This is a genomic window from Demequina muriae, from assembly GCF_030418295.1.
GTDB lineage: Bacteria > Actinomycetota > Actinomycetes > Actinomycetales > Demequinaceae > Demequina > Demequina muriae.
Map to the genome: position 1 here is coordinate 1,420,854 of NZ_JAUHQA010000001.1, position 12,842 is coordinate 1,433,695.

12 protein-coding genes are annotated in these 12,842 nt (G+C 69.9%); 5 read left to right on the plus strand and 7 right to left on the minus strand.

All coding sequences use genetic code 11. The features are described from left to right. Positions 1 to 10: 10 nt before the first annotated feature. Entirely contained in the window at positions 11 to 1,180 is a 1,170-nt protein-coding gene (locus QQX02_RS06600) for a type III polyketide synthase (protein WP_301142024.1), read from the minus strand. Positions 1,181 to 1,489: 309 nt separating this feature from the next. On the opposite strand from QQX02_RS06600, the gene QQX02_RS06605 reads away from it, so the two are divergent. The 3 genes from QQX02_RS06605 to QQX02_RS06615 are packed head-to-tail and all read left to right on the plus strand — an operon-like array spanning position 1,490 to position 5,225. After that, positions 1,490 to 2,551, plus strand: a complete 1,062-nt coding sequence (locus tag QQX02_RS06605) for an iron ABC transporter substrate-binding protein (protein WP_301142025.1) — start codon at positions 1,490 to 1,492, stop codon at positions 2,549 to 2,551. Between the two features lie 8 nt (positions 2,552 to 2,559). Beyond that, the gene (locus QQX02_RS06610; protein WP_301142026.1) at positions 2,560 to 4,167 is read left to right on the plus strand and encodes an ABC transporter permease; all 1,608 of its coding nucleotides are present in this window, start codon (positions 2,560 to 2,562) and stop codon (positions 4,165 to 4,167) included. Then, complete coding sequence (locus tag QQX02_RS06615) at positions 4,164 to 5,225, plus strand: ABC transporter ATP-binding protein (RefSeq protein ID WP_301142027.1); 1,062 nt, start codon at positions 4,164 to 4,166, stop codon at positions 5,223 to 5,225. The genes QQX02_RS06610 and QQX02_RS06615 overlap by 4 nt, the downstream gene beginning before the upstream one ends. Before the next feature lie 16 nt (positions 5,226 to 5,241). Here QQX02_RS06615 and QQX02_RS06620 read toward each other — a convergent pair whose 3' ends face one another. Beyond that, positions 5,242 to 5,811, minus strand: coding sequence for a DNA-3-methyladenine glycosylase I (locus QQX02_RS06620; protein WP_301142028.1), 570 nt, complete (start codon positions 5,809 to 5,811; stop codon positions 5,242 to 5,244). A 187-nt stretch (positions 5,812 to 5,998) separates the two neighbouring features. Between QQX02_RS06620 and QQX02_RS06625 the strand changes: the two genes are divergently transcribed. Further along, positions 5,999 to 6,892 carry a methylenetetrahydrofolate reductase gene (locus QQX02_RS06625; protein ID WP_301142029.1) on the plus strand — a complete coding sequence of 298 codons (894 nt, stop codon included), beginning with the start codon at positions 5,999 to 6,001 and terminating at the stop codon, positions 6,890 to 6,892. 30 nt (positions 6,893 to 6,922) lie between these two features. On the opposite strand, the gene QQX02_RS06630 is transcribed toward QQX02_RS06625, so the two are convergent. Continuing rightward, positions 6,923 to 7,357: an OsmC family protein gene (locus QQX02_RS06630; RefSeq protein WP_301142030.1), complete on the minus strand. Its 435-nt coding sequence runs from the start codon at positions 7,355 to 7,357 to the stop codon at positions 6,923 to 6,925. 206 nt (positions 7,358 to 7,563) lie between these two features. Here QQX02_RS06630 and metE point away from each other — a divergent pair, with 206 nt between their 5' ends. After that, positions 7,564 to 9,891, plus strand: a complete 2,328-nt coding sequence (gene metE, locus QQX02_RS06635; protein ID WP_301142031.1) for a 5-methyltetrahydropteroyltriglutamate--homocysteine S-methyltransferase — start codon at positions 7,564 to 7,566, stop codon at positions 9,889 to 9,891. Positions 9,892 to 9,979: 88 nt separating this feature from the next. Here metE and QQX02_RS06640 read toward each other — a convergent pair whose 3' ends face one another. From QQX02_RS06640 to QQX02_RS06655, 4 genes are all read right to left on the minus strand, one after another. Further along, positions 9,980 to 10,399, minus strand: a complete 420-nt coding sequence (locus QQX02_RS06640) for a prepilin-type N-terminal cleavage/methylation domain-containing protein (protein ID WP_301142032.1) — start codon at positions 10,397 to 10,399, stop codon at positions 9,980 to 9,982. Positions 10,400 to 10,552: 153 nt separating this feature from the next. After that, positions 10,553 to 11,047 (minus strand): GNAT family N-acetyltransferase, encoded by a 495-nt coding sequence (locus QQX02_RS06645; protein ID WP_301142033.1) that lies wholly within the window; start codon positions 11,045 to 11,047, stop codon positions 10,553 to 10,555. A 43-nt stretch (positions 11,048 to 11,090) separates the two neighbouring features. Beyond that, on the minus strand, positions 11,091 to 11,456 hold the full coding sequence (locus tag QQX02_RS06650; RefSeq protein WP_301142034.1) for a VOC family protein: 366 nt from the start codon (positions 11,454 to 11,456) through the stop codon (positions 11,091 to 11,093). Positions 11,457 to 11,552: 96 nt separating this feature from the next. Further along, positions 11,553 to 12,842 (minus strand): cation:proton antiporter, encoded by a 1,290-nt coding sequence (locus QQX02_RS06655; protein ID WP_301142035.1) that lies wholly within the window; start codon positions 12,840 to 12,842, stop codon positions 11,553 to 11,555.

Consider the following 12,842-nt stretch of genomic DNA (forward strand, 5'->3'; position numbering starts at 1 on the left):
CCACCGGACCTCATGGTGTCACCAGCCGTGTGAACAGCGCGGACTCGACGGTCAGACCTGGCCCGAACGCCATCGCGGCGATTCGCTCGGGGGACGAAGGGGTGGCCGCCTCCTGTCCCCGGTGGTCCAGATGCTTCTTCAGAATGAACAGAACCGTCGCGCTCGACATGTTGCCGTAGTCGCGCAGCACCTCTCGCGAGGGGGACATCTGCTCCTCGGTGAGGTCGAGCGCGCGTTGCACGCGGTCCAGGATCGCGCGCCCGCCTGGGTGCACCGCCCACCGGTCGATCTGCGACCACGCGGTGGCGGCGGACGCGGGATCAGTGCCCAGGAGGGGCAGGAGCGCGCCGACGATCTGATCCTCGATGATGCGCGGCACGTAGCGGGACAGCACCATCTCGAACCCGAGGTCGCCGATCGTCCAGGCCATGTCGGTCTCGCCGCCATCGGTCAGGATCGTCTCCTGGGCGTCGATGCTGAGCACCGCCGAGCCGGCGGGCGCTGGCCGTGCGGAGACCACCGCGGCCGCTGCGCCGTCGGCGAAGACCGAAGAGGCGACGATCGTGTCGGGGTCGTTCGATGACCGGACGTGCAGCGTGCACAGCTCGACGCACACGATGAGCACGGTCGCGGTCGGCTCAGCCAGGCATGTCGAGACGGCGGCGCGCAGCGCCGGGAACGCGCCGTAGCATCCCATGAATCCGATGTGCAGGCGTCGGGTGGAGGGGGCGAGGCCGAGGTCCCGCACCAGGACGTAGTCGGGTCCGGGCGCGAAGAACCCGGTGCAGGACACGGTGATGACGTGAGTGATGTCGGATCGTTCGAGTCCCGGTGCCTCGTCGATCGCGCTTGCTGCAGCTGCCGTCAGCAGCGGCCGCACCTCGCGGGTGTACGCGGCATTGCGGACTCCGGTGGACGGGGTGAGGATGGTCTGGCTCTGTGCTTCGTAGAACGCTGCGGCGCCGGAGGTCGCACCCGCGAACTCGTCCACGACGGTGTGGCGACGCGCGATGGCCGAGGCGTCGAAGACGGAGCCGACCAGTCGCCGCGCGAGGCGTGAGAGATCGGCTTGGCCGACGAACAGGTCGCGCACCCTCTCCTGCTCGAGGACGGTCGGCGGCACGGCCGTGGCGATCGATCGCACACTGACGGCACCTGTCTGGACGCCCGTGGTGATCATGCGCTGATCCTCTGATCGTGTGCTGCTCGCTCAGCCGTGGGCGACCGTGCCCTGCAGACATGGATGGCGACGGAGAAACGTGCGGCATAGGAGAAGGACCCCGTGACCCTGGGGTTCAGAATCGCTTGCGCGACCGGGAACAGTCAACACTCACGTGTGCCGATGTGCAGCGCGCAGGGGTGGTGTGGGCCTGAGTGGTGTGTGGGTCGACAGGCGCGACAACTCCCTGCCAGTTACGCAATTGGCATGTTGCGTAATTCCATATTAGGGTTGCCTCACTTCTGCACGACACCTTCCGAGAGGCCACCCATGATTGCCCTGCGCCCTGCCGCCATTGCGACCGCCGCCCTCGCGGCGCTCACCCTCAGCGCATGCTCCGCCGCCGACGACGGCACCTCGCCCACTCCGGGCACCTCGTCCGACTCCGCTGCCGTGGCCGACGACGCGTTCACGCTCTACGCCGGGCGCGACCAGGAGCTGATCGATCCGCTGATCGAGCAGTTCGAGTCCGAGACCGGCGTCAGCGTCGATGTGCGCTACGCGGGGAGCACCGAGCTCGCCGCGCTGCTGCTCGAGGAGGGCGACGCGACTCCCGCCGGCGTGTTCCTGGCGCAGGACGCCGGCGCACTGGGAGCCGTCGCCAAGGCGGACATGTTCGCCACGCTGCCCGAGAGCATCACCGAGACGGTACCGGCGGGCTTCACGTCGACCGACGGATCGTGGGTCGGCGTCACCGGCCGCGCACGCGTGGTGGTCTACGACAGCGATCAGCTGAGCGCCGATGAGGTCCCCACGACCGTGGCCGCGCTCACCGATGAGCAGTGGTCGTCCGAGGTCGGCATCGCTCCCACCAACGCGTCCTTCCAGTCCTTCGTGACGGCCCTCCGCGTGCTCGAGGGAGAGGACGTGGCCCAGGCCTGGCTCGAGGACATGGAAGCCAACGACGTCCAGATCTACGCGAAGAACACGCCCATCCTGGAGGCCGCGAACGCGGGCGAGATCCAGCTGGGCCTGATCAACCACTACTACTGGTACCGGATGGCGGCCGAGGTCGGCGCCGACAACATGCGCGCCCAGCTGGCGTTCCCCGAGGCGGGGGATGCCGGCGGCATCGTGAACGTCACCGGGGCAGGGCTCCTCAGCGGTGCCGCAGACGATGCGGACGCCTTGCGATTCATCGAGTACTTGGTCTCCGAGTCCGCTCAGCAGTACTTTGTGGACACCACCTTCGAGTATCCGTTGATCGACGGCGTGGCGGCCCCCGAAGGGCTGCCAGCGCTCGAGACGCTCACGAACCCGGAGTTGGACCTGTCCGACCTCGACTCTTTGGGTGAGACCACCGACCTGCTCGTGAGTGTCGGCCTCCTGTAGGGAGATGCATGCGCCTCGCACGGCACGCGGCGACGGGGGGATCAGAGGCGACTCTGGCCCCCCGTCGTCGTCTCCGCGCGCCCAGCGGGCGCCTGGTGCTGGCGGCCTCCGCCGTGGTGGCGGCAGCGCTGGCCGCCATCCCGCTGATCTACCTCGTGGTCAGGGTCGCCCAGGCCGAGCGCTCCGAGGTCGTGGAGGCGCTGTGGAGCCCGCGGATCGCCACCCTCATGGTCAACACCGTGGGCCTGGTGCTCGCCGTCTCGGCGGCATGCCTGGTGCTGGGGGTGGCCATCGCGTGGCTGCTGGTGCGCACGGACCTGTCCGGCCGCCGCATCTGGCTCGTGGTGACCTCCCTGTCGCTCGCGGTGCCGTCCTACGTCGCCGCATTCGGATGGATCGCCACCACTGAGGTGCGCGGGTTCTGGGGGGCGTTCATCGTCCTCACCCTGTGCAATGTTCCGCTCGTGACGCTGCCGACCATCGCCGCCCTGCGCCTGGCGAACTCCGCGAGTGAGGATGTGGCGCGCACCCTGGGCCGCACCCGCTGGCAGGCGTTCATCGAGGCCACGTGGCCACAGATCCGCCCCGCGGCACTGGCCGGGGTGCTGCTCGTCGCGCTGTACGTGCTGAGCGACTTCGGATCCGTCGCCCTCATGCGCTACCAAGCCTTCACGTGGGCCATCCAGGTCGCCTACGAGTCCCTCTTCGACCGCACTCTCGCGGCGGTGATGTCCCTGGTGTTGGCGGCGATGGGCATCGCCCTCGTCGTGGCCGAGAGGCGCCTGCGCGGTGCCCGGGCCCGGGTGGGATCCACCGTTGCGGCGCGGACCGCGCCAGTCCCGGTGGCGCTGGGCCGGTGGGCGTGGGTGGCGCACGGCGGCCTCGCGGTTATGACGGCGCTGTCGCTCGGAGTGCCGCTCGGTGCGCTCGCGAAGTATCTGGTGCTGAGGACCGACACGTCCACGGCGGTGCGCGCCGAGGACCTGCTGGCGGATGCGGTCTCCACCGTCGGGCTGGCGGCGGCGGGAGCGGCCGTGGCGCTGGCGCTCGCGCTGCCCATCGGCATTCTCGCGGCACGGTACCGGTCGCGGCTGGCCACCGTCACCGAGTCGGCCAGCTACCTGGGGCTCGCCCTGCCGGGAATCGTCGTAGGACTGTCGCTCGTGTTCTTCTCGCTCAACGCGGCGCCGATGCTGTACCAGTCGATCTGGATGCTGGCATTCGCCTACGGAGTGCTGTTCCTGCCCAAGGCGGTGGGGGCCGTGCGATCGAGCATCGGTCAGGTGGAGCCCGGTCTCGAGGACGCCGCCCGCACGATGGGCCTCTCGCCGGCGAGGGTGTGGACCCGCGTGACCGCGCGCATCGCGTGGCCGGGCATCGGGGCCGGCGTGCTGCTGGTCGCCCTGACCGCCATGAAGGAGCTGCCGGCGACGCTCCTGCTGCGACCCACGGGCACGGAGACGCTGGCGACGTCCCTCTGGCGGCTCACGTCCGGAACGGCCTATGCCGCGGCGGCGCCGTACGCACTGGTCCTGATCCTGGTCGCCGCTGTGCCAGCCTTGCTGTTGACGCGAGAAGTCGCTGGCGGCAGACGTCGGCCCGAGGAGACGCTGTGAGTGAGCTGCAGGTGCGCAAGATCGTCGCGGGCTACGACTCCGTGCCCGTGCTCCGAGGTGTGTCCTTCACCGTGCCCCACGGCAGCCTCACCGCCGTGCTGGGCCCGTCGGGTTCGGGCAAGTCCACACTGCTGCGCGTCATCGCCGGACTGAACAGGCCCATCGAGGGCGCGATCGTGGTCGATGGCCGAGTCCTGTCCGGACCACGCGTGCACGTCGCGCCTGAGCGCCGGCGCATCGGTCTGGTTCCCCAGGACGCCGCGCTGTTCCCGCACCTCGACGTGCTCGCGAACGTGGGGTTCGGCCTGCCACGTGCGGCGCGCCGGGCCCAGGGCGCGCGCGACCTGCTCGAGATGGTCGGCATGGCCGACTATGCCACCCGCATGCCTGGTGAGCTGTCCGGCGGGCAGCGCCACCGCGTCGCTCTCGCGCGGGCACTGGCCACGGAGCCGGATGTGGTGCTGCTGGACGAGCCGTTCTCGGCGCTCGATGCAGCGCTGCGTGCCGAGGTGCGCGGCCAGGTCCGGCAGGTGCTGAGGCGCGCGCAGACGACCGCGGTGCTGGTGACGCACGATCAGGACGAGGCGCTGTCCATGGCGGACCAGGTGGTCGTGGTGGACGAGGGCCGGCTGGTGCAGGCCGGCAGCCCGGCCGAGATCTACGCGAAGCCGGTGTCCCGATGGCTCGCCCAGTTCGTGGGCGGCGCGCTGGTGCTGCCGGGCATCTGGGACGGCGGCGCAGTGGTCGGTCCCCTGGGGGCGGTGCCCGCCACGTTGGCCGACGGTCACGTGGCTCATGACGGCGACGCCGTCGACCTGGTCCTCAGGCCGGAGCAGCTGTCGCTGGGCGTGGCCAGTGAGGTCGCCGGGGGCGCCGGCGCGGGCGTGCGGGCCATGATCCGTGATGTCGCCTACTTCGGGCACGACGCCGTGGTCACCATGGACCTGCCCGCATGCGAGGAGCCGGTGCAGGCGCGCGTGCTCGGCGACCAGCGATGGCAGCCTGACAGCGAGGTGCTGGTGGGCGTGCGGTCGGCCGGGCTCGCATTCGCGCGATAGCGAGCAGCCCCGCGCGTCACCTCGACGCGGCGACGCACCCCGCCACATGGTCGTCCACGAGCCCACATGCCTGCATGAGCGCGTACATCGTGGTGGGGCCGACGAAGACGAAGCCCAGCGACTTCAGCTCCTTCGCGAGCGCCGCGGACTCCGGGGTGGAGGCGGGGACGTCCTCCCAGGTCTCAGGCGCCCCGGAGCGCGGCGGTGGCTGGTGCGACCACACCACCTCGTCGAGCGAGCGGCCAGCAGCGCGCAATGCCACGACCGCGCGCGCATTCGTGATCGCCGCCTCGATCTTGCGTCGATTGCGCACGATCCCCGCATCGGCCATGAGCCTCTCGACGTCGCTGTCATCGAACTCCGCCACCGCCTCAGGGGCGAACTGAGAGAAGGCCGCTCGGAACGACTCCCGCTTGCGCAGGATGGTCAGCCACGACAGCCCCGACTGAAACCCCTCGAGCACCATGCGCTCGAACAGGTCGGCATCGCCGTGGATCTCGTGGCCCCATTCCTCGTCGTGATACCGCTCGTACAAGGGGTCGCCGTTGCCGAAGCAACGGGTGAGGTCGTTCGTCTCGGTGATCATGGGTCCAGTGTGGAGGAGCGGCGGCCGCCCCGCACCGACAGGCCGGGAGTCGAGTGGACGGAGCGCGTCACAGCGGGCCAGGGGACGGCGCGCAGGCCCGGAGCACGGACACAGCGCACCTGCCCCGCGCTCCCCACGCCGACGCAGTGGCGCCGCGCCACTCCGCCGCACTATCGTGGCCAGCGCCATGACCATCCGAGATCTCCTCCGCCATCGCGCGCCGACGCTCAGCTACGAGCTGTTCCCTCCGCGCACCCCGACGGCAGAGGCCACGCTCGAGGCGACGATGACCACGCTCGCCGCGACGGACCCGGACTTCATGTCGATCACGTACGGCGCGTCGGGCACCACGCGCGGCACCTCGCGGTCGGTGGTGCAGCGGCTGGCTGAGGCGCACACCATCCCCCCGCTCGCGCACCTCACGTGCGTGGACCAGTCGCGCGCGGATCTGACGGCAGTGATCGAGGCCTACCTCGGCGAAGGCGTGCGCGACTTCCTCGCGCTGCGCGGCGACCCTCCCCAGGGCCAGAAGGATTGGCATCCCCACCCGGACGGGCTGCTCTACGCGAGCGAACTCGTGGTCCTGCTGCGCGAGGTCGCCCGCGCGCACGGCGTCGACGACCTCAGCATCGGCGTCACGGCGTTCCCTGCCCAGCACGCGATGCCGCAGTGGCGCCAGCAGGGCCTGGATGTGCTGCGCGCCAAGCAGGATGCCGGCGCCGACTTCGCGATCACCCAGGTGTTCTACGACGTCGACCACTACCGCGCGCTGGTGTCGGACGCCGCCGCAGACGGCATCGGCCTGCCGATCATCCCTGAGGTGATGCCGCTGGTCTCGGTGACCCGCGCGAACCGGGCCGCCCAGCTCACCGGAGTGCCGACTCCGGAGGCGCTGGTCGCGGACCTGGAGGCAGCCGAGGACGATGTCGCGGCCCGCAGGGCGGGCGTCGCGCACGCCGCGCGGCTGTCGCGAGACCTGCTCGATGCGGGCGCCCCCGGCATCCACGTCATCACGTTCAACAAGCACGAGGCCGCGCTGGAGCTGGTCTCTCAGCTGCCGCTGCGCGACATCGGCCACTAGCCTCAACCGGCGGCTGATGCGCGCATCGGGTTAGGCGGCTCCGTCTGCGGTCTTCAGCGTCACGGGAGAGCCTGCGCTGACGGTGCGGGACACCGTGCACGTCTTCTCTTCGGCGGCCTTCAGAGCGGCGCCGATGCGCGCGCGGGCCTTGTCGCCGTCCTCGCCCTCGGGGAACGCGACGTCGAAGAGCACCTCGATGTTGCGCAGGAACGCGGGCGAGGAGCCCGCGACCTTCTGCGCGTCGACCGTGACATCAAACTTGGTCGGATCGGCGCGCCGCGACGTCATCATGTCGAGATCGGTGGCCGAGCAGCCGGCGATCGCGACCATCAGCAGCTCGATGGAGCTGAGCGCGCCGTCGACGTTGTGTCCGAACCGGTATTCGGCACCCTCGGCGTTCCTGGCCAGGTAGACGCCCTCCGCTTCGCGTGTGAGAGTGACCTGCTTGTCGGTGATTTCTTCCATGGTTGCCATCCTCGCATCCTGGCGAGGTGCGGCTGACGCCCGTCACGCGGGGCCGCGTCTCACGATGCGGACACCGCGTCTCACCGCCGCATAGCCATGCACGCTCGCACCGGCTAGACTCGCGCACGAACGCATCGGCGCTGAATGCACGCGTCGACCAAGCGCAATGGCGAGCCCGCCGCGCACCAAGACCTCCACGAGGAACCATGTCTGACATCACCAATGCATCTGCCCCTGCGCCCGCCTTCCCCGGCGGCACGATCCTTGGTTACCCGCGCATCGGCCGAATGCGCGAGCTAAAGCGGGCCCTCGAGTCGTTCTGGAAGGGCGCCTCGACCGAGGCGGACCTCGAGTCCGTCGCCAAGGAGGTCCGCCTCGCGAACCTGGAGCGCCTTGCCGCGCTCGGCCTGGGCCGCGCCGACTCGTCGATTCCGTCGAACTTCTCCTTCTACGACCACATGCTCGATGCGTCGGTGGCCTTCGGCGTCGTTCCCACGCGCTTCAAGGACTACGAGCTCGAGCACGGCGGCTTCGACCTGTCCGGCTACTCGGTGATCGCCCGCGGCGAGGGCGACAAGGCCCCGCTCGAGATGACCAAGTGGTTCGACTCGAACTACCACTACCTGGTGCCCGAGATCGGCCCCGAGTCCACGTTCGAGCTCGCCTCGCTGCGGTGGGTCGACGAGTTCGTCGAGGCCAAGGAGGCCGGCTTCGTCACGCGCCCGGTGATCCCCGGCCCGCTGACGTTCCTGTACCTGTCCAAGCCCTCCGACGACGCGCCCACCGGCTTCGAGCCGATCGAGCGTCTCGACGACCTGCTGGCCACGTACGACGACCTCCTCGCCGAGCTCGCGGCAGCGGGCGCCGAGTGGGTGCAGATCGACGAGCCGATCCTGGTCGCCGACATCGCTGCCGACCGCAGCGAGGTGCTCGCCAACGCCGCCAAGGCGTACGCGAACCTGGTGGGGCTGGAGAAGCGCCCCGCGCTGTTCGTCGCTGCGCCGTACCACTCGCTCGGCGACGCGCTTCCCGTCCTGAAGGACGCGGGCGTCGACGCCATCGGCATCGACCTCGTGCGCGGCTCGGTTCCGGCCGATGTCGATCTGACGGGCGCGACCATCGTCGCGGGCGTCGTGGATGGCCACAACATCTGGCGCACCGATCTCGACGAGGCGCTGCGGAAGGCGGATGCGGTCGCTGCGCTCGGCGCGACGGTCACCGTCTCCTCCAGCACCAGCCTGTTCCACGTCCCGCACACCCTGCAGGGCGAGGAGCACCTCGGCGAGGAGCTGCTCAGCTGGCTGGCATTCGCGGACGAGAAGGTGGCGGAGATCGTCACTCTTGCCGCCGCTCGCGAGCAGGGCGAGCACGCCGTCGCCGGCGCCCTCGGGGAGGCCCGTGCCGCGCTGAAGGCGCGCGCCGAGCACCCGGGCACCAACCGCGCCGATGTGCGCGATGCGCTCGCCGAGGTGGACCCGGGCTGGTTCGAGCGCGGGCCGTACTCGGCACGTGCGGCCGCCCAGGCGAACCGCTTCCACCTGCCGGAGCTGGCCACGACGACCATCGGCTCGTTCCCGCAGACCCCCGAGATCCGCAAGGCACGCGCCGCGTGGGCCAAGGGCGAGCTGTCCGACGCCGACTACGAGCAGGCGATGAAGGACGAGATCGCCTCCGTCGTGCGCCTCCAGGAGGACCTCGGGCTCGACGTGCTGGTGCACGGCGAGGCCGAGCGCAACGACATGGTGCAGTACTTCGCGGAGCTGCTCGACGGCTTCGACGTCACCAAGAACGGCTGGGTCCAGTCGTACGGCTCGCGCTGCACGCGTCCGTCGATCCTGTGGGGCGACGTCGCACGCTCGGCGCCCATGACGGTGCGCTGGGCCGAGTACGCGCAGTCGCTGTCGGACAAGCCCGTCAAGGGCATGCTGACCGGACCGGTGACGATCCTCGCGTGGTCGTTCGTGCGCGACGACCAGCCGCTGGGCGACACTGCCAACCAGGTGGGCCTGGCGCTGCGCCAGGAGATCGCTGACCTGGAGGCTGCCGGCATCGGCATCATCCAGGTCGACGAGCCCGCCCTCCGCGAGCTCCTCCCGCTCAAGAAGTCGGAGCAGTCCGCGTACCTCGACTGGTCCGTGAACTCGTTCCGTCTGGCGACCTCGGGAGCGAAGGACGACACCCAGGTGCACACGCACCTGTGCTACTCCGAGTTCGGCGAGATCATCGACGCGATCGACGGCCTGAACGCCGACGTCACCTCGATCGAGGCCGCGCGCTCGCGCATGGAGGTCCTGCCTGCCATTCGCAGCCACGGCTACGAGCGCCAGATCGGGCCGGGCGTGTGGGACATCCACTCGCCGCGCGTGCCGTCGACGCAGGAGGTCACGGAGCTGCTGCAGCTGGCGAAGGACTCGATCCCCGGCAAGCAGCTGTGGGTCAACCCGGACTGCGGCCTCAAGACCCGCGGCTACGCAGAGACCACCGAGACGCTGACGCACATGCTGGAGGCGACGCGCGCCGTCCGCGGCGTGTAGGTCATCGCGTCGTCCACTCGGACGCGAAGCGACGAAGGCCCGGCCCCCGCAAGGGGACCGGGCCTTCGTCGCGTTCCGTTGAGGATCCTTACGGGCAGGCCGCCTGTTCGACGTAGCCGTTCTGAGCGTCGAAGCGAACGCCGGGACTTGCCGCCGCCTCGCCGCCCGGGTGACGCAGCTGCACGCACCACGACTCGATGTCGCCGCCGGTGAACGTGACGAACTCGACGCCGGGGGAGGCACCGAACGCCACCTCGCCGTCGATCACGTACCTGCGGTCCCCGTTCAGCGTGACGGTGGGGCTGCCCCCCTCGTCGTACGCTGCGCGCACCATCGTGCCGAGGTTCATCGCGTCGGACTGCGCCGCTGCGTCATTCGCCTTCCTGGTGTGATCCAGGTACAGCGGAATGGCGATCGCGGCGAGTATCGCGACGATGACGATGACCACCAGCAGTTCAGGCAACGTGAAGCCCGCATCGGATCCCCGCCGTGAGGTGGGGACTGTCATTGTTGTCTTCTTCCATAGTCAACCCCGCCATGGCGGGGGCCGCCCGCCCTGCGTGGGAGACATTCCCTGGGCGACGCCACCATCGTCACCCACGGCACCCGGGCGCGCAAGAGCCAAAGGGAGCGCCGATGCTCGCGCCCGCACGGGGGTGGTCTAGGTCGAGCTCACGTCCAGTTGGTAGTAGGCGACGTCGATCCACCGGTCGAACTTGCGTCCCACCTCGCGCAGCTGCCCGACCTCGCTCCACCCTGTCGCCAGGTGCAGGGCGATCGAGGCGTCGTTGGGCAGGGCGATGAGCGAGATTGCAGAGTGCGGGTGGCCCGTGCGCAGTCGCGCGATGAGCGCATCGTAGAGCTTGCGGCCGAGTCCGCGCCCGCCGGCGCCGTGGGCGAGGTAGATGGTGGTCTCGACGGAGTGGCGGTAGGCCGCGCGGGGACGGTACTGAGCGGCGTAGGCGAAGCCGATGATCGAGCCCTCGTCCTCGAGCACGAGCCACGGCAAGTCCAGCTCCTGCACGCGCGCGATCCGCGACGCCATGTCTTCGCTGGACACCTCCTCGTACTCGAAGGTGATGACGGTCTCGCGCACGTAGGGGTTGTAGAGCGCGGCGATGGCCGCGGCATCGGCAGTGGTGGCGTCACGGATCATGGGGACATTCTGCCGTGTGGCGGGGCCGGCGTCGTGCGGCTGATCAGCCTTCCGACAGGAGCCCGACGATGTTGCCCTCGGTGTCGCGGAAGCGCGCCCAGTACCCGTGGTCGCCGCCGACCTCCTGCTTGGGTTCGACGACCTCGCCTCCCGCCTGCGTCACGCGGTCCAGCACCGGAGCGAGGTCGGGATTCGCATCGAAGTAGACCATCGTTCCGGACTCGCTCGGGACCCAGTCCGCGCCGTGGGACAGCGCGCCCGACACTCCCGAATCGGTTTCGAAGATGGACTTGCGATGGCCCTCGCCGTCGTCCTCGGGCGAGAACTCCGCCTTCAGGACGGAGCGGTAGAACGCGGTCGCGCGCTCCAGGTCTGTCACGGGGATCTCGAACCACGTCAGGGTGTTCATGGCTGTCCTTGTGCGTCGAACCGTTCTGTGAAGTGCCAGTGTCGTCCGGGGGGCTCAGACAAGCATTGTCGAACCGCGCGCAGAACCCGTCAAGCGCTACGTGGACGCGTCGCGCTGTGCTCGTCCGGTCACCCGCGAGGGGGTGGCGCCAGGCGACGGCGCACGCGCCGGTGACGTGCTTGCGCCCCACCACGTCCCCGGGGGCGGGATCTTGTTGGCGAAGCGCATGAGCAGCGAACCCGTCACGGCGAGAATCAGCACGTACGCGGCCGTGAAGGGCCCCAGTTGGGACTCGGCTCCAGCCGCGACTCCCAGGCCGGCGATGACGATCGAGAACTCTCCGCGCGGCACGAGCGACAGGCCCGTGCGCCACTGGCCCTTGGGCCCGATGCCGTTGCGCTTGGCGGCCCACATCCCCGTGTAGATCTTGGTGACGGCGGTGACGAGCGCGAGCGCGAGCGCGGGGAGCAGGACCGGAATCAGATCTCGAGGGTCGATCATCAGGCCGAAGAAGACGAAGAACAGGCCGCCGAACACGTCGCGCAGCGGCGGCAGCAGGGTGCGCACATCGTCCGCGACCTGGCCTGACAGCGTGAGGCCAAGCAGGAACGCGCCGACCGCCGCCGAGACCTGGACCGCGTCGGCGAGCCCGGCGACCAGGAACGTCAGGCCGAGGACGCCCAGCAGCAGCAGCTCACGCGAGCGCGAGTGCACCAGTCGCGACACGTGGTGCGAGAAGCGCATGGAGATCACGAAGGCGAGCGCGACGATCCCCAGCGCAACGCCGGCGGCGATCGCGCCCTGGACCAGAGAGGCGCCCACCAGCAGCACCGCGACGATGGGCAGGAACACCGCCATCACGATGTCCTCCATGACGAGCAGGCTCAGCAGCACGGGAGTCTCGCGGTTCGCCACGCGATCGAAGTCGTCCAGCAGGCGCGCGATGATGCCGGACGACGAGATGTAGGTGACGCCGGCGAGCAGCAGCGCGGCGGTGGGCGACCAGCCCAGCATCAGGCCGACGGCGAAGCCGGGCACCGCGTTCGCGACGCCGTCCAGCAGGCCGGCCGCCCAGTTCGACTTGAGCCCGTTGCGCAGGTCCTCAGGCGAGTACTCGAGCCCGAGGAGCAGCAGCAGGAGCACCACGCCGATCTCTGCGCCGACCTCGAGGAACTCCTCGCCGGCGCTGACGGGGATGAAGCCGCCGTCGCCCATGACCAGACCCGCGAGCAGGTACAACGGGATCGAGGGGATTCCGAGCCGGGCGGCGACGCGTCCGAGCGCGGCCAGCACCAGCAGGATGATTCCGAGCTCGATCAGCACCGCGCCCGCGTGGCTGGTCTCCGGCTCCGGGAGCACCTCCAGCGGCAGCGCGATGGCGAGCAT